Here is a 16,799-nt window from a genome sequence, read left to right on the forward strand (position 1 = left end):
TCGATCAGGATGCTGGCTGCAGCATCTGGCGCGCCTCAAACGTGTACCAGGGCAGGCCGTCGCGCGTTCTGGCCCCAAAGTACACACTGCGATCTACGAGAAAAATACGGCCATCGGCCATCGGTACCTGGGCGGTTATCCGGTAACGGCGTTGCGCCCCGCCGGGTCGCGCCAGGTTGGCGTCCAGGCCCGTCGTATCCAGACCGGTCTGGCCAGATCCACGCGATGCGGCAATGCGGGCGGCAATACCCTCGTCCCCATTGGCCAGCACCCGCAGCACCTGGGGAGGCGCTGCCAGCGGATTGACCGTGGCACCTCCCGAGCCGGTGGTGGACGCGGTGATCAAGGGCGCGAGTCTAGCATAGAGGTCGTAATCGATTCCGGGCACCTGCATCAGGTCTTCTATCGCCTCAAAACGCTCAGGGCGGCGGCCATCGAGCGACGCGCGCTCGCGGCGATCGAGCACCGCCACGGCGAGTTCCTGGGCTGCAGATTCGGGCAGTCCGCCACCGACGCTCATCAGGGCCGTCAACAGCGGCAGCGATGCGCCATTGATATTGATCAGGCCATTGAGCGGCATCACACTGACCGCCACCTGCGCGCCCTGGTAGTTGACCGAGGTTTCGGTGGTCTCCTGCAAGATCGTGCGGTCGGCCGACAGCTGCTGCAGCACCATGACCACAGCCGCATCGCCCACCGCCTGCGCGGTCACCTTGTCCTTGGCAATACCCACCATCTTGGCTTCCTGGCGCACCACACCACTGACGCCAGTGACCATCAGGCTCAATGCCGCAACCAGCCAAAGCACGGCGATCAAGGCCATCCCCTGCTGGAAGGGTGCTGTGGCCGTGCGGCGTTGTACCTGCAAGCGCATCATCCGTTCGAGCCTCCCAGGCTCGCGCCGCCACCACCACCTCGAGGATCCCCCGCGGGCATCACGCGCAACTGCACCACCACCGGTGCCAGCACCATGGATTCGGTGGACATCACCACCTGCACCGCCTGCGGCAGCCGGTCCACCGCGCCCCAGTCGCTGCCCCATTGCGGCGGGTCAATGGCCCCATCCAGGTACTGGAAAGACAGCCCTGTTGCATGCTGCAGCAGCGGATAGGTCTGCGCTCCGCCCCAGTCGGGCAGGGTCTGCTGGTCGATCCAGGGCAGGTAGCTCAGAATGACGGCCGGCGCGCCGTCGTAGCTGCCCATCGCCAGCCGGAAATGGTAGCGGCCACCTACGCCGTAACGTGCCGGCATCACCCCCACCCAGGTCATCGACTGGCCTGCGCCTTCAAAGAAAAACGCCGAGGGCGTAGCACTGAGCATGCCTTGCTGCTGCAGCCCCTGCACCCGTTTGGCGGAGATGCGGCCCAGTACGGCGCGCAAAAAATCGGTGCTGGCGCGCGACTCGTCCATGCGCTCGAGCCGGTTGTCGATGCTGGTCTCCGTCCGGCCCATGGTGCCCATGGCGCCGGCCAAGCCCAGCACGATCAGTGACAGCAAGGACATGGCCACCAGCATCTCCACCAGCGTGAAGCCAGAGGCTGGACGGCGCAGGCCATGCAAGCGGCGCGCAAAGAAATACGGGAGAATGCGGCTCATCCTGGTGGCACCACATTCTCGGCCGGGTCGGGCGGCCGGCGCTGCGCACGCAAGGTCGTGAGCTCAAATACACGCGCGCGCTCGCCCTCGGCCCAGTGCACGCTGATGTGGACCTCGTGCAACACGGGGATGTTCGGGCTCTCGTCCACGCCGGTCTTGAATGGCGCGCTTTGCACGCTCCACTGGTAGCCATTGCTCTGGCCCGATTCGTTCCAGCCGCTTTCGTAGACCGAGTCGCGCGAGTCCATGATGGACTGCGCCAGTTGCACCGCGTACTGGTAGCGGTCGAGATCGCCGACGCTGCGCGCATTGCTGCCCGTGGCGCGGTAGATCATGCCCAGCGAGATTGCCATGATGGACAGCGCCACCAAAATCTCCAGCAAGGTCATGCCTTGCTGCTGGCGCGGCCGCAGGGACAGAGACGACAGCGCCCTCATTGGAACAAGGGCTCCTGCGTGACGCGGCCCGAGAGCCAGTCCACCCGCAAACGCGTGCCGGCGCCATTTTTGCGCAGAATCTCCACGCTGCCGCCCGTGGAGCCCCCCGAGGCCAGGAACACAATCGAGGCCGAGCTGTTGGGCACAAACTCGCGGTCTGCGACCGTGGTGCGCAGATCGACGGTCTCGGGAATCTCCTTTTCCGCGCCCGCATAGCCATAGTGCCTCGTCTGCAGGTCCACGGTAAAGCGCACCGGCTCGCCTTGCGAGACGGCGGTATACCGGGCCGAGCGCAGCTGGCTGATCATCGTGCGCACGGTGTCGCGGTACTGCACCCCGTCCTTCAGCCGGTCATAGGCGACCGGCGCCATCGCCACCACCAGGGCCATGATGGCGAACACCACCATCAGCTCGATCAAGGTAAAGCCTTGATGGGCTGCTGGGCGCTGCATAGCGCGTGGGTGTCGGCGCAGCCATGGCAAGGCAGTCGGCACGGGGATTCCTGGTCAGACCGGAAAAGTGGCAGATGCCGGTTTACTGGGCGTTGCGCACGTCGGCGGCTTCGCCTTCGCCTCCGGGCTGGCCATCAGCGCCCAGCGACAGGATGTCTACCCGGCCGCCGTTGTAGCTGTAACGGTAGGGGTTGTTCCAAGGGTCATTGGGCACGCCACCCGACAGATAAGGGCCGTTCCAGCCGCGCACGTTGCCCGGCTGCTTGGCCAGCGCGTCCAGACCTTCTTCGGTGGTCGGGTAGCGGCCGGTATCGAGCTTGAAAATATCCAGCGCCTTTTGCAAGTCGGCAATCTGCACGCCGGCGGTCTTGGATTTGGCGCCGCCCAATTGGCTCAGCACCTTGGGGCCCACCAGGCCAGCCAGCAGCGTCAGAATGGCCAGCACCACCAGCAGTTCGATCAGCGTAAAACCACGGCTCTTGCGTGGCGTCTTTTGGGTGAAAAAGGCCTTCATGGCGGGCTCTCCTTGCAGTATTAAAAATTAAGCAGCCAGATCGTTGACGGACAGAATGCCCATCAAGATAGACACAATGATGGAAGCAATCATGATGCCCAGCACCAGGATCAGCACTGGCTCGATCATGGTCAGGGCGCGTTTGATGCCGGTTTCCACCTCGCGGTTCAAAATATTCGACAGCTCCAGCATCATCGAGCCCAGGCGGCCGGTCTCTTCACCGACGCGCACCAGGTTCACGGCCAGCGGCTCGAACACCGTCGTGGTGTTCATCGCCTGCACCATCTTGCCGCCCTCTTTGACGATGGGCGGAATCTTGGCCAACTCGGCCTGGATCAGGCGGTTGCTGACCGTATCAGTCGCGATATGCAGCGCGGTGAGCAAGGGCACACCATTGCCCAGCAAGGTGCCCAGCGAGCGCGAATACAAGGTCAACTGGTACTTGAGCGCCAGGCGCCCCAGAATTGGCATGCGCAGCAACACGCCCTGCCACCACAACCGGCCCTTGGGCGAACGCAGCCAGCTGCGCATCACATAGACCACGGCGGCGCCACCCAGCAATACCAACCAACCGTTCTTGCGGAACACCTGGCCGATGGTCATCACGATCTTGGTCGGCGTGGGCAGTGCATCGCCCATGTCGGTGAACAGTTTCTCGAACTGCGGCACCACAAAGCCCAGCATCGCGATCAGCGACAGAATGGCCACGGCCACCAGGATCATCGGGTAGATGGTGGCCGAGACCACGCTTTCCTTGAGCGCGCGCTGGCGCTCCAGATGCTCCACCAGGCGCTGCAGCACGGCCGACATCTGGCCGCTGGCCTCGCCAGAGCGCACCATGTTGATGTAGAAATCGCCAAACAGCTCCTGGTGCACCATCAGCGCCTTGGACAGCGGCACCCCGCCCTTGACGGCTTCTAGCACGCCGGTCAGCAGCTCGCGCATGCTGTCCTTGAAGGCCATGTCGATCAGCACGCGCAACGCGTTATCCAGCGCCAGGCCGGCCTTGAGCATGATCGACAGCTCCGAGGTCATCGCCAGCACATCGGCGGCCTTGGCCGGGCCCTTTTGCGACTTGGGCGCCTTGGCCTTGCCAATGGCGCTGGCAGCCGCCGGCTTGGCCCCTGCGGCCTTGGCGCCCGCTGGCATCAGCGCGGCAGCGTCCACCGCATCGACAATGCGCACCGGCGTGAGCTTTTGCGCGCGCAGGTGCTTTTGCACCGCAGCGGCATTGGGCGCTTGGAAAGTGCCGCGAACCTGCTCGCCCGCGGAATTGATCGCATGCCAGGCAAAATCAGCCATCGATCTGGTCCTGGGTGACGCGGGCGACTTCGTCCAACGTGGTCATGCCGGCGGCCACCTTGCGCAGGCCGTCCTCGTGCAGGCTCAGCATGCCGGACTTGGCCGCCAGGTTGAACAGCTCGTTCGAGTCCTTGCCCGCATTGATCGCATTGCGCATCGGCTCGTCGAGCACAAACAGCTCGTGGATGCCGGTACGGCCCTTGTAGCCGGTCTGGCGGCAGGCATTGCAGCCCACGGCGCGGTAAATCACTTGGCCTACTTCGCTGAAGCGCGCCAGGCCGGAGCGCTTGCGCACCTCTTCGCCCGGCTCGTAGGCCTCTTTGCAATTGCCGCACAAGGTACGCACCAGGCGCTGGGCCAGCACCCCATTGACCGAGGAGGTGATCAGGTAGCTCTCCACCCCCATGTCCTGCATACGGGTGATGGCACCGGCGGCGGTGTTGGTGTGCAAGGTCGACAGCACCAAGTGACCCGTCAGCGCCGACTGCACCGCGATCTGCGCGGTTTCGCCATCACGCATTTCACCGATCATGATGATGTCCGGGTCTTGCCGCAGGATGGAGCGCAGCGCATTGGCAAAGGTCAGGTTGATCTGGGCATGCACCTGGATTTGGTTGATCCCTTCGAGCTGGTACTCGACCGGGTCTTCCACGGTGATGATCTTGTTCTCGAGCGCATCAATCTTGGACAGCGCCGCATACAAGGTGGTGGTCTTGCCCGAGCCGGTCGGCCCGGTCACCAGCAAAATGCCGTGCGGGCGCGCCAGCAGGTCGTTGAACTTGGACAGCGTGTCCTTGGCAAAGCCCATGGTTTCGAGCTGCAGCCGCACGCTGGCGCGGTCCAGCACCCGCATCACGATGCTCTCGCCATGCACGGTAGGCACGGTGGAGACACGCAGGTCGAGCTCGCGGCCCTTGACGCGGGTCTTGATGCGGCCGTCCTGCGGCAGGCGGCGCTCGGCAATGTCCAGATGCGCCATCAGCTTGACGCGCGAGCCGACAGCCGCCGACAGCCGCGGCGGCACCAGCTCACCGGGGTGGATCACGCCATCGACCCGGTAGCGCACATGCAGGCCATCGTCAAAAGGCTCCAGGTGGATATCGGAGGCGCGCAGATCGGTCACCTTGCCGATGATGCTGTTGACCAGGCGAATGACGGGTGCCTCGCTCGCCAGGTCCTTCAGATGCTCGACAAAGTCGCCCACATCGGAGCCATCGCCAAACATGTCATCGCCGTCGTCCTCTTCGGCTTCGGGCTCGGGCTCCTGCAGCGCCTTTTCAATATCGGCCTGCAGCGCCAGGTGCGGGCGAATCTGTAGCCCGGTCGACATCTGCAGCGCCTTGATGACGAACGGGTCCTGGGGCGAGGCCATCGCCACATCCAGCACGCCATCCTGCAACTGCAAGGGGAAGACATGCTGCGAATGCTGGAACTCGGGCATCAGGCCCGGCACGCTGATCGCCTCGGCGGGGAAATCGGTGCCCAAGGTGAAAGGAATCTGCAGCTGGGTTGCCAGCGTGTGCATCAGGTCCAGCTCGGAGACCAGGCCCAGCTGCACCAGCACCTGGCCGATGAGGCTGCCCATCTCCTGCTGCGCCTGCAGTGCACGCTCCAGATCGCGTGGCGACAGCTTGCCCGCCTGCACCAGCATCTCGCCCAGCAAAGGGCGGCGCCCGGGCTGTGTGGCCAGGGCTGCATCGCTGAAATCGTCAATGGTGCTGGTGCTCATGCGTCTATGGTCTCAAATGCCTATGGCAGGCGTGGTATCTATCCCCTTAGCCTATAGGGCACCCAGTGTAGGCGCCAGGCATGGGAGACATTTGGTAGGAAAAGCAAACTCAGGCAAAAACATCGGCCTCGGCAAAGGCCTTGCCCTGCTGGTCCTTGGACGACAGCTGCGGCTCCAGACCGTTCAACTGCCAGTCGATCGACAATTGCGCATCATTCCAGATAATGCAGCGCTCGTGGGCCGGCGCGTAGTAGTCCGTTGTTTTGTAGAGGAACTCTGCCGTCTCGCTGAACACCACAAAGCCATGGGCAAAGCCCGGCGGCACCCACAGCTGGCGTTGGTTGTCCTCGCTCAGCTCGACGGCCACCCATTGGCCAAAGCTGGGTGAGCTTTTGCGGATGTCAACGGCCACATCCAGCACCCGGCCCTGCACCACCCGCACCAGCTTGCCCTGGGCCTGTTCCAGCTGGTAGTGCAGGCCGCGCAGCACACCGCGGCTGCTCTTGCTGTGGTTGTCCTGCACAAAGTCATAGTGCTGGCCCACCGCCGCATCAAAGGCCTTCTGGTTGAAGCTTTCAAAGAAAAAGCCGCGCGTGTCGCCAAACACCTTGGGCTCGATGATCTTGACGTCGGGCAGCGCCGTGTCGATGGCTTGCATGCCTTTACTCCTTGGGCTCGTGCAGCAGGCGCTGCAGGTACTGGCCGTAACCGTTCTTGGACAACGGCTTGGCCAGCGCGGCCAGTTGCGCGTCGCCGATATAGCCGCTGCGCCAGGCAATCTCTTCCGGGCAGGCAATCTTCAGGCCCTGGCGGCTTTCCAGCGTGGCGATGAACTGGCCCGCATCCAAGAGACTGTCATGCGTGCCGGTATCGAGCCAGGCATAGCCCCGGCCCATGATCTCAACGCTCAGCTGGCCCTGCTCCAGGTAGAGGCGGTTCAAATCGGTGATCTCCAGCTCGCCGCGTGGTGAGGGCTGGAGGCTCTTGGCCAGATCCACCACCTGGCTGTCGTAGAAATACAGGCCGGTCACCGCATAGTTGCTCTTGGGCTTGGCCGGCTTTTCTTCCAGCGACAGCACCTTGCCCTGCTTGTCAAAGTCGGCCACGCCATAGCGCTCGGGGTCGGTCACATGGTAGGCAAAGACACTGGCGCCCGCGTCGCGCTGCATCGCGCTGGCCAGCAGCTTGTGGAAATCATGGCCGTAGAAGATGTTGTCGCCCAGCACCAGCGCGCTCGGCGCACCGGCCAGGAAGCTCTCACCAATCAAAAAGGCCTGCGCCAGCCCATCGGGGCTGGGTTGCACCGCGTATTCCAGGTGAATGCCCCACTGGCTGCCATCGCCCAGCAGCTGCTCAAAGCGCGGCGTGTCCTGCGGCGTGCTGATGATCAGGATCTCCTTGATCCCCGCCAGCATCAAGGTGGTCAGTGGGTAATAGATCATCGGCTTGTCGTACACCGGCAGCAGCTGCTTGCTGACCGCCAGGGTGGCCGGGTGCAGGCGGGTGCCGGAGCCGCCCGCCAAGATGATGCCTTTGCGTGCTTGCACTGTCATGTTCAGAGAATCTCCTGCAGCATGCGCTGCACGCCGGTCTGCCAGTCAGGCAAATCCAGCACAAAGCGCTGCTGCAATTTGTGGGTGTTCAAACGGGAATTGTGGGGGCGGCGCGCCGGTGTTGGGAAGGCCGAGGTGTCGACCGCCTGCACCTCCTGCGCGGTCAGATTCAGCGCCGGGTTGATCTTGCGCGCCGTCTCCAGCACAAAGCGGGCATAGCGGTTCCAGGTGGTTTCGCCACCGGCCACCAAGTGGTAGATGCCGCTCAGGCCGTCACCCGATGCCATGGCGGTGCGCAGCGCATGCGCGGTCACATCGGCGATCAGGTCAGCACCGGTGGGCGCACCCCACTGGTCGTCGATGACGGCCAGCTTGTCGCGCTCCTGCGCCAGGCGCAGCATGGTCTTGGCGAAGTTGCCGCCCCGCGCGGCATAGACCCAGCTGGTGCGAAAAATCAAATGATTGGCACCGCTGGCCGCAATCTGCTGCTCGCCTTCGAGCTTGGTCTGCCCGTAGACCGACAGCGGGCCGGTGGCCTGGTCCTCGCGCCAGGGCAGGTCGCCGCCGCCATCGAAGACATAGTCGGTGCTGTAGTGCACCAGCCAGGCGCCCAGCGCCTGGGCCTCGCGCGCCAGCACGCCCACGGCCTGGGCATTGATGGTGCGCGCAGCCTCGGGCTCACTCTCGGCCTTGTCCACTGCGGTGTAGGCAGCGGCATTGACGATCACATCGGGGGCCAGCGCACGCACGGTTTCGGCCAGTGCCTCGGGGCGCAGCAGGTCGCCGCACAGCGGGGTGCTGGCGCGGTCCAGCGCAATCACCTCGCCCAGCGGCAGCAGGCTGCGCTGCAGCTCCCATCCGACCTGGCCATTCTTGCCCAACAACAGTATTTTCATCGCATCGTCCTGTCAGGCGGTCCCGGCATACAGATGCCTGGCCCGCCCACAACCGCCATCAGGCGTACTGCTTGCTGACCCAGTCCTTGTAGTCACCCGACTGCACCTGGGCCACCCAATCCTGGTGGTCCAGGTACCACTGCACGGTCTTGCGGATGCCGCTGTCAAAGGTTTCAGCCGGCTTCCAGCCCAGTTCCTTCTCCAGCTTGCGCGCATCGATCGCATAGCGGCGGTCATGGCCGGGGCGGTCCTTTACATAGATGATCTGCTCGGCGTAAGACTGGCCATCGGCACGCGGGCGCTGGGCGTCAAGCAGGCGGCAGACATGCTGGACGATCTCGATATTGGGCATCTCGTTCCAGCCGCCCACGTTGTAGGTCTCGCCCAGACGGCCCGCCTCCAGCACGCGGCGGATGGCGCTGCAGTGGTCCTTGACATAGAGCCAGTCGCGGATCTGCATGCCGTCGCCATACACGGGCAGGTTCTTGCCCGCCAGCGCGTTGACGATCATCAAAGGGATCAGCTTCTCGGGGAAGTGGTAGGGGCCGTAGTTGTTCGAGCAGTTGGTGGTCAGCACCGGCAAGCCATAGGTGTGGAACCAGGCACGCACCAGATGGTCGCTGGCCGCCTTGCTTGCGCTGTAGGGGCTGTTGGGCTCGAAGTTATGGGTTTCTGTGAAGGCCGGGTCGTCCTTTTCCAGGCTGCCGTAGACCTCATCGGTCGATACGTGCAGAAAGCGGAAACCGGTCTTGCGCTCGCCTTCCAGGCCACTCCAGTAGGCACGGGCGGCCTCCAGCAGGCGCAGGGTACCCACCACATTGGTCTGGATGAAATCCTCGGGGCCGTGGATCGAGCGGTCCACATGGCTTTCGGCGGCAAAGTGCACGATGGCGCGCGGCTGGTGCTCGGCCAGCAGGCGGTCGAGCAGCGCGCGGTCGCCGATATCGCCGTGCACAAAATGGTGGCGGCTGTCGCCCTGCAGGCTTTCTAGGTTGTGCAGATTGCCCGCGTAGGTCAACTTGTCGAGATTGACCACCGGTTCATCCGAACCCGCCAGCCAGTCCAACACAAAATTCGAGCCGATAAAGCCGGCGCCTCCGGTGACGAGAATCATGGTCAGTACAGGTAGTTCAACAAATAACCGTCCATTATCGCATTGCCCTTCTGCTGCACCAGCAGCCCGCTGGCAATAGAGGGCTATGTCTGTAAGCGCATGTGGCGCAGGTCTGCGTCAGCCCTTGGCGCCAAAGCGGCTGTGGGCAATATGCAGCAGGCCGTCAAAAATCAGGTTTTCGACCAGCTCAAAGGGCCGCGTCATGCTGGGCATCATCTTCCAGCCGGCGCCGCCTGTCATCACGCAGGCGGGCTCCTGGCCGCAGTGGGCCATCACATGCTGCACCATGCGCTCGACCGCACCGGCAATGGCATAGGTGCCGCCGCTGGTCAGTGCATCGCTGGTGTTGGTGGGAAATGGCCGCACCTCGCCGGTCGGCACATGCAGGCCAGCGGTGCCCGACTCCAGCGCCTTGAGCATGATGCCGTGGCCCGGCAAGATCAAACCGCCCAGAAACTTGCCATCGGCATCGATGGCTTCGACAGTGACCGCCGTACCCACCATGACCACCACCACCGGGCGCTGGCGCCCCTGGGCCAGCACATGGTGCCAGGCGCCCACCATCGCCACCCAGCGGTCCGTGCCCAGGCGGCTGGGGTGGTCATAGCCATTGGTCAGGCCCGCCTCCGCATTGGACGACACCACCCAGTTAGGCGCCAGGTCCCAAATGTCCATCTGCGTCTGCACCCGGCGGCGCACCACGTCGCCGGCCACCACACAGCCGAGCATGTGCTGGGGCTCGGGCAGCTCGGCCCAGCTGCCTTCGGCCAGGCGCTCGATGTTGTCCAAGAACTCCACGCCATGGGCCAGCACGGCGGCGCCCGGTTGAGCTGCGTCATACATCGCCCACTTGAGGCGCGTGTTCCCTACGTCGATGGCCAGAAAATGCATGGGCGGCATTATCGGCCTTTTTGCTCGCCCGCCTTGTTGCCCGTGCAACATCCCCGGGATCCCGCGTCTTCCCGGCACCACTGTGAATTTTTTTCAAGCGGCACCGTCTGACTTCATCGCGTTCGCAAATACCTATATATTGGACAGTTCCTGTAACCAACCCTCTAGGAGTCACCATGGGACTGTTCAGCTTTATCAAGGAAGCCGGTGAGAAATTGTTCGGCGGCAAGGAAGCGGCTGCCGCTACGGCACCGCAAGACCTGAACGCGACGGCAGGCGCTGCCATCGAAAAATACATTGGCACCCAGAACCTGGGCGTGTCTGATGTGAAGGTCGCCTTTGATGCCGGCAAGGTCACCGTGACCGGTGTGGCCCCCACCCAGGCGGCGAAGGAAAAAGTCACGCTGTGCTGCGGCAATGTCTCGAGCGTCAGCGATGTCGACAACCAGATGACCGTTACCAACCCTGAGCCAGAAGCCAAGTACTACGACGTGGTCTCGGGTGACACGCTGTCGGGTATCTCCAAGAAGATGTATGGCGATGCCAACAAGTACATGACGATCTTCGAAGCCAACAAGCCCATGCTGAGCGACCCCAACAAGATCTACCCCGGCCAGAAGCTGCGCATTCCAGCGCTGTAATCCAGCCCCGTCCATCAAAAAATCCCGCAACCGGACTGGCCGGTGCGGGATTTTTTTCGTCCAGGCTCGCGGGTTAGCGGGCCTGCGCCTGCTGAAAGCGCTCGACCAGCTGGCGCAGATCCTGCTCGGCCTTGTAGATGACCGCCAGGTACTCGTGGTTGTTGATGCCCCAGAGCGAGGAGTCCATGTCGGTGGTGTGAGCCACCAAAAACGGCAAGGTGGTGACCACCCGCATCTGGGCGCGGCCCTGCAGGTAGCTGTCGATGGTGTTGGTATGCGGGTCGCGGATGGAGGAATTCCACTGCGCCAGCGCTTCGAGCGCGGGCTGCGCGTAGATGTTGTGCACCATGCTGGTCATGCGGTCGAGCACCACAAAGGTCTCACCGTCCCGCTCCTGCACCTCCAGCACCTGGGTGCCCGGGTGGATCTTGGCGATCAGACCGGCAAAGATATCCCACTGACCGTCATGGGCAGCCAGCCAGCTATCGACGCGGGCGCGGCGCTGGGCATAGTCGGGCGGCATCTCGACATCGTCTTCCATGATCTCCAGCTGCGTCGCCCCGGTCTGCAAGGCCTTGCGCGCCAGGTACTGGTAGCTCATCGCGCAGCCCAGCCAGCCGGGGCTGTAGCGCACGCCATCGAACACCGCCACCTCGGACTGCAGACCCGGCAAGGTCTGCTCGATGAAATGGGCGCGGCGGCGCACGGTCTCAGGCATGCTCAGCACCATGCAGCGGCCGGGCAGCGGCTGCGGCATCGTCAGCGCCTCCCACTGCGCCGCATCGATGCGGCCCAGCGCATAAAGAGCGCGCAGCACCATGAATTCAAACTGCTGGCCGCTGCGCACCACCTCATCCGCCAGCCCTTGCTGCAGCTGAGCCGGCGAGTGCACCTGCTGCTCCAGCATCTCCTGCACGGCCTGCACCATCGCCTGGGCGTCGCCCACCGGCGTTACCCGCAGCGCGGGGTTGTCCAGCAAGGCCGCATGCTGGTGGATATCGGCACTGCTCTCGGTCACCACGGGCGTGCCCAGGCTCAGACATTCGTATACCCGGGTGGTCTCAAGCAAGGCGCCTTCGTAGTAGTGGATATTGACAACCACCCGCGCCTGGCGCACGGCCTGGCGCAAGGCATCGCCAAACAGGTTGCCCTCGATGCGCACCGAGAACTGGCGCTGCAAGGCCTGCAGCATCTCCTGGCGCCGCGGCGCATTCACATCGCCGTAGAACAGCACATCGCAGTTCGGCTCGACGGGCGACAATGCAGGCTCGCCGCAGTCCTGCAACAGCTGCGAATACGCGGCCACGCCACCAATGGGCACCAGGAAGGTGTGCGGATAGCGGATGCCCTTGGTCTCCAAAAAGGCCAGGTTGGCTGGTGCATAGTCCCAGGCGGACAGCGAGTTTTCCAAGATCGCCAGGTAGTCATCAGTGAACCAACGCGGGCTGACGCTTTGCTCCATCTGAAAGACGATGCGCTTCTCACCGGGCGGCAGCTGTTTGAACATCTGCGGGCAGACCACGATGTACATATCCAGACCAAAGCCCTCGGCCGGCACATCCTGCAGCAGGCTCACTTCAAAGCCGGCCTTGCGCAGCACCTGGGCCAGCGCATGCGCAACAAACTGCGTGTGCGCCGTGGCCAAAATGCCGTAGTGCCGGTTGTTGCCAGGCAGCAAGGCTACCGCCGACCCCGGCGCGCCCCGGGCCTGGCGCATCTTGCGGCGCAGCGCATGGCGCAGCCGGCGCAGGCCAGCGGGCTCATAGGGCGCCAGCTTTTGCTTGAGCCGGAAGACCACGCGCTTGCCTTTGCGCAGCAAATCAGTGATCTGCCACATGGGCGAGAGCTTGCGCGCCAGCGCCTGCATCTGCTGGGCCTGCTGCTCGATCTGCCACTGCTTTTGCGCGGCCTCTTGCTGCAGCGCCAAGAACTTGATATCTTGTTGCTGTTGGCGGGTCTCCCACTGAGCCGTCAGCCATTGGGCCTGGGCCTGTGCCTGCTCCAACGCATTCTGGCTTTGCTGGGCCTGGGCCTGGGTGCCCTCCAGATGGCCCCGCAGCTGCTCGCGCTCCAGCTCCAGGCTGCGGATATCCGCATCGAGCTTTTCGATCCAGCTGTGGCGCTGCTGGCCAGCCGCTTCCAAGGACTGTATCTGCTCGCGCTGGTCGCCCAGCGCATGCTGCAGCGCCATCATCTCAGCCTTGGCTTCCAGGCGCGCGCCCAGCGCCGCAAACACGCGGCAGACTTCGCGCTGAAAGGCTGCATCACTGCGATCACAGAGGCTGCGCAGCAATGCAGGCTGCTGCGCGCCCACCAGCAACACGCCCAGGCCATTGCTGTGCGGAAAATGCAGGCTGGGGTAGCGCCCCTCCAGCTCCGCCCAGAGCTGGTGCACGCCAAAGTCATCGCGGTGCACATTGCTGTCGTGGAACAGCACCACGCCACGCTCGCTCAGCTTGGGCAGCCAGGTCTCGAAATCATGGCGCACCGCCTCATAGGTATGCAGGCCGTCGATATGCAGCACATCCACACTGCCATCGGCAAAACTGGGCAAGGCCTCGTCAAAACGCATGCGCATCAGGGTCGAGAACTGGGTGTAGTGCGGGTCATGGGCCTGGCGCAGGCTGGCCAAAATGCCCTCACCGTAGGCGCCCGCATGGGCATCGCCCTCCCAGGTGTCGACCGCGTAGGTGCGCGTCATCAGCCCCTGCTCCGCAATCGCCTGGCAAAAAGCCAGGTAGGAGATGCCCGAATAAGCGCCCAACTCGACCAGGCTGCGCGGCTGTGCCACCGCCATCAGCCAGGCGGCAAACGGAATATGCCCCGCCCAGGGCGCGGGATGGGTCAGATGGTAGGGCTCCATCAAGGCGGCGGGCAGCAACCAGCCATCGCTGGCGCGCGTTTGCCCCGGGAGGTCTGTCATACGATTCATGGGGAAGAGGTTTCCTGTTGCGCCTGGCCAGCCTGCAGCACGATGGACCGCATCGGAATGCCCAGCAGTCCAGTGGCCATGTTCGTGGACTCGGACTTGAAGTGCAGCGCATCCTGGATCCAGTGCTGCTGTACGTGGTCGTGCTGCGAGCCATCAGCGAGTGCGACGTCGATCGCGTAATTGCCCACCGGCATGCGGGGCATGTCAAAACTGAACTCTGCCTGCAGGACCTGGCCGTCGGCACAGGCCACGGGCTGACCCAAGTAGCTCAAATAGCTGTTGTCACCAAACACGGCCTGGCCAGTGCGGTCCTTGACCACAAAGCCGACGATGGGCGAGGCCAGAGGCTGGTGGCACTGTGCCTGGATGCGCAAGACCACAGGCTCGCCCCCCACCACCCAATGCAGGGGGCGCTGCTGCGTATCCATCAGCCAGGCGCCGGTAATGCGCGCGCCACCCAGGCCAAACGATGGCGCCTCGGGGTTGAAGCGAAACACTTCGATATCGTTGCGCAGCGGCTCGGCGCGGAAGAAGTCGCGCCGCTGGTCATGCCAGGGCAGACCGGCATCGAAGACGGGTGCCGCCGGCGCCGCCGCAGCAGCCGGGCCACTGCCCTGCTCGGCCTCATAGCATGCCTGCATATAGCGGTCGCAGACCTCCTTGGTCGGGCCGATCTGCATCACCTGGCCCTTGTCGATCCAGACCACGCGGTCGCACAGGCTCTTGATGGCGGCCGTATCGTGGCTGACAAAGAGCAAGGTGCCGCGCTCCATGAAGCTGCGCAAAAAGCGCATGCACTTCTGGGTGAACACCGCATCGCCTACGGCCAGCGCCTCATCGACCACCAAAATATCGGCGTCCACATGGGCAATCACCGCAAAGGCCAGCCGCACATACATGCCGCTCGAATAGGTCTTGACCGGCTGGTCGATGAACTCGCCAATATCGGCAAAGGCGGCAATCGAGTCAAAGCGCTCGGTGATCTGCGCATCGCTCAGCCCCAGCAGCGCCGCATTCATCGCCACATTGTCCCGGCCCGAGAACTCGGGGTTGAAGCCTGCGCCCAGCTCCAGCAGCGCGGCGATCCGGCCATGGGTGGTGACCGCGCCGCAACTGGGCGCCAAGGTGCCGCAGACCATCTGCAAGAACGTGGACTTGCCCGAGCCATTGCGGCCGATGATGCCAATGGTCTCACCCTTGGCCACCTGCAGGTCCAGCCCGCGCAGCGCCCAGAACTCGCGGTGATAAGGCTTGGGCTCGCGCCCCAGGAGGCGCGAGAGGCGGGGCATCACAAACTGCTTCAAGCGGTCGCCGGGCGCGTCATAGATATGGAAGCACTTGCCCAGGCCCTGCACGTCCAGCGCGATAGCTTCAGAGGACATCGGCAAATCCCTTGCGCGTCTTCTGGAACCAGGCAAAGCCCAGCCAGGCGACCAGGCTGCAGGCCAGCATGCTGATAGCCCAGCCGGTCCAGTCCGGCATGCGGCCCCAGATCAGCACGGCGCGTGTCTGTTCAATGAAAAAAGTCAGCGGATTGAGCCACATCGCGGTCTGAAAGCTCGCAGGCAGCGCATGCACGGGGAAGAAAATTGGCGAGATAAACATCAGCATGGTCGTCATCACCCCGGTGATCTGCTTGAGATCGCGGGCAAACACGCCCAGCGACGCAAAAAACCAGCCCACGCCGACACTGAGCAAGACCAAAGGCGCCCAGACCAGCGGCAGCAGCACGGCCGTGAGCGGGATCTTGCCGTTCAGCACCAGCAGCGCCACCAGCAGCACCACCAGACTGGCCAGCGCCTGGAACAAGGCCGAGCACACGGCCACGACCACCAAAATCTCCAGCGGAAACACCACGCGCTTGACGTAGTTCACATTGGCCAGCACCAGGTGCGGCGCGCGGTTGAGCACATCCGAGAAAAGCCCGTAGACGATCAAGCCGGCGAACAGCACCATCGCAAACTGGGTCTTGGACTCAGGCCCCTCGCCCCAGCGCGCCTTGAACACCACCGAGAACACAAAGGTGTAGATGACCAGCATGCACAGCGGTATCAGCACGGCCCACAGCCACCCGCCAAGCGATCCCTTGAAGCGCTCACTCACTTCCCGGCGCGTCATCTTGACCACCAGTGGCCAGTGCGCACGCACGCTACCCACCAATGCGCGCGCAGAGGCCGCGCTGCCTACACCGACCGTCAATGTGTCACTCCATCCATCATGAGGCGGCCAAGTTTACAGGCTCGGCGCTATCCTGACTGCCTCCCAGGCAGCTGGTTACAAGCAGCGACGATTACAAATGTCACTGGGACCAGGGCAAACCCTGGTAACGCCAGCCACCGAGTTGGCCGCGTTGCCCCTGGGCATTGGCATCGCCCTCAAAGCCCTGCAGGATGTTGTAGGCCTCCAGCCCCAGTTGGCTGGCGCGCTGCGCCGCTGCCACCGAGCGCACGCCACTGCGGCACAGCAGCACGATCTTGGCGCCGGGCGCGCGCTGGGCCAGGGCCAGCAGCTGGGCATCAAAATCCGGGTTCATCGCCATGTCCGGCCATTGCTTCCAGGCAATGGCAACGGCCCCAGGCACCTGTCCCACCCAGGCGCGTTCGGCATCGGTGCGCACGTCAACCAGCACGGCCTGCTGGTTTTGCACCCAGTGCCAGGCCAGGCGGGCACCAATATCACCGGCATAGCCATTGCCAGGCGCAATGGTCTGCTGTTCTGCGGTCAAGCTCATAGACACCTCTT

Annotated in this window: 17 protein-coding genes; 1 reads left to right on the forward strand and 16 read right to left on the reverse strand. The window is 63.8% G+C overall.

Going from position 1 to position 16,799, the window contains the following annotated elements; all coding sequences use genetic code 11:
• Nucleotides 1–4: 4 nt before the first annotated feature.
• The 12 genes from N4T19_RS13040 to N4T19_RS13095 form a co-directional block, all read right to left on the reverse strand.
• On the reverse strand, nucleotides 5–868 hold the full coding sequence (locus N4T19_RS13040; protein ID WP_243419348.1) for a type II secretion system minor pseudopilin: 864 nt from the start codon (nucleotides 866–868) through the stop codon (nucleotides 5–7).
• A gap of 5 nt (nucleotides 869–873) precedes the next feature.
• On the reverse strand, nucleotides 874–1,596 hold the full coding sequence (locus tag N4T19_RS13045) for a prepilin-type N-terminal cleavage/methylation domain-containing protein (RefSeq protein ID WP_260718245.1): 723 nt from the start codon (nucleotides 1,594–1,596) through the stop codon (nucleotides 874–876).
• The gene (locus N4T19_RS13050; RefSeq protein ID WP_021028971.1) at nucleotides 1,593–2,033 is read right to left on the reverse strand and encodes a type IV pilus modification PilV family protein; all 441 of its coding nucleotides are present in this window, start codon (nucleotides 2,031–2,033) and stop codon (nucleotides 1,593–1,595) included. Before N4T19_RS13050 ends, N4T19_RS13045 begins: the two co-directional genes overlap by 4 nt.
• A complete protein-coding gene (locus N4T19_RS13055; protein ID WP_116926355.1) occupies nucleotides 2,030–2,485 on the reverse strand; it encodes a GspH/FimT family pseudopilin in 456 nt (151 codons plus the stop codon). Before N4T19_RS13055 ends, N4T19_RS13050 begins: the two co-directional genes overlap by 4 nt.
• 82 nt (nucleotides 2,486–2,567) lie before the next feature.
• Nucleotides 2,568–2,999, reverse strand: a complete 432-nt coding sequence (gspG, locus tag N4T19_RS13060; protein WP_021028973.1) for a type II secretion system major pseudopilin GspG — start codon at nucleotides 2,997–2,999, stop codon at nucleotides 2,568–2,570.
• Between the two features lie 27 nt (nucleotides 3,000–3,026).
• Nucleotides 3,027–4,301, reverse strand: a complete 1,275-nt coding sequence (locus N4T19_RS13065; RefSeq protein WP_260718246.1) for a type II secretion system F family protein — start codon at nucleotides 4,299–4,301, stop codon at nucleotides 3,027–3,029.
• Nucleotides 4,294–6,030, reverse strand: a complete 1,737-nt coding sequence (gene gspE, locus N4T19_RS13070; protein ID WP_116926353.1) for a type II secretion system ATPase GspE — start codon at nucleotides 6,028–6,030, stop codon at nucleotides 4,294–4,296. Before gspE ends, N4T19_RS13065 begins: the two co-directional genes overlap by 8 nt.
• Nucleotides 6,031–6,139: 109 nt before the next feature.
• Nucleotides 6,140–6,688, reverse strand: a complete 549-nt coding sequence (rfbC, locus tag N4T19_RS13075) for a dTDP-4-dehydrorhamnose 3,5-epimerase (RefSeq protein WP_116926352.1) — start codon at nucleotides 6,686–6,688, stop codon at nucleotides 6,140–6,142.
• Between the two features lie 4 nt (nucleotides 6,689–6,692).
• Complete coding sequence (gene rfbA / locus N4T19_RS13080; RefSeq protein WP_182343699.1) at nucleotides 6,693–7,583, reverse strand: glucose-1-phosphate thymidylyltransferase RfbA; 891 nt, start codon at nucleotides 7,581–7,583, stop codon at nucleotides 6,693–6,695.
• 2 nt (nucleotides 7,584–7,585) lie between these two features.
• Complete coding sequence (rfbD, locus tag N4T19_RS13085) at nucleotides 7,586–8,479, reverse strand: dTDP-4-dehydrorhamnose reductase (RefSeq protein WP_182343701.1); 894 nt, start codon at nucleotides 8,477–8,479, stop codon at nucleotides 7,586–7,588.
• Nucleotides 8,480–8,537: 58 nt separating this feature from the next.
• Complete coding sequence (gene rfbB / locus N4T19_RS13090) at nucleotides 8,538–9,593, reverse strand: dTDP-glucose 4,6-dehydratase (RefSeq protein WP_260718247.1); 1,056 nt, start codon at nucleotides 9,591–9,593, stop codon at nucleotides 8,538–8,540.
• A 117-nt stretch (nucleotides 9,594–9,710) separates the two neighbouring features.
• Nucleotides 9,711–10,484, reverse strand: a complete 774-nt coding sequence (locus tag N4T19_RS13095; RefSeq protein ID WP_116926407.1) for a type III pantothenate kinase — start codon at nucleotides 10,482–10,484, stop codon at nucleotides 9,711–9,713.
• A gap of 176 nt (nucleotides 10,485–10,660) precedes the next feature.
• Here N4T19_RS13095 and lysM point away from each other — a divergent pair, with 176 nt between their 5' ends.
• Entirely contained in the window at nucleotides 10,661–11,125 is a 465-nt protein-coding gene (gene lysM / locus N4T19_RS13100) for a peptidoglycan-binding protein LysM (protein WP_116926348.1), read from the forward strand.
• 73 nt (nucleotides 11,126–11,198) lie between these two features.
• Here the strand turns inward: lysM and N4T19_RS13105 are convergent, their stop codons facing one another.
• The 4 genes from N4T19_RS13105 to N4T19_RS13120 form a co-directional block, all read right to left on the reverse strand.
• A complete protein-coding gene (locus N4T19_RS13105; RefSeq protein WP_260718248.1) occupies nucleotides 11,199–14,048 on the reverse strand; it encodes a class I SAM-dependent methyltransferase in 2,850 nt (949 codons plus the stop codon).
• A 5-nt stretch (nucleotides 14,049–14,053) separates the two neighbouring features.
• Entirely contained in the window at nucleotides 14,054–15,439 is a 1,386-nt protein-coding gene (locus N4T19_RS13110; protein ID WP_260718249.1) for an ABC transporter ATP-binding protein, read from the reverse strand.
• Nucleotides 15,429–16,256 (reverse strand): ABC transporter permease, encoded by an 828-nt coding sequence (locus N4T19_RS13115; protein WP_232539454.1) that lies wholly within the window; start codon nucleotides 16,254–16,256, stop codon nucleotides 15,429–15,431. Before N4T19_RS13115 ends, N4T19_RS13110 begins: the two co-directional genes overlap by 11 nt.
• Nucleotides 16,257–16,356: 100 nt before the next feature.
• Nucleotides 16,357–16,788, reverse strand: coding sequence for a rhodanese-like domain-containing protein (locus tag N4T19_RS13120; protein WP_116926345.1), 432 nt, complete (start codon nucleotides 16,786–16,788; stop codon nucleotides 16,357–16,359).
• Nucleotides 16,789–16,799: the final 11 nt, after the last annotated feature.

Source organism: Comamonas squillarum, assembly GCF_025309455.1.
Classification (GTDB): domain Bacteria; phylum Pseudomonadota; class Gammaproteobacteria; order Burkholderiales; family Burkholderiaceae_C; genus Comamonas; species Comamonas squillarum.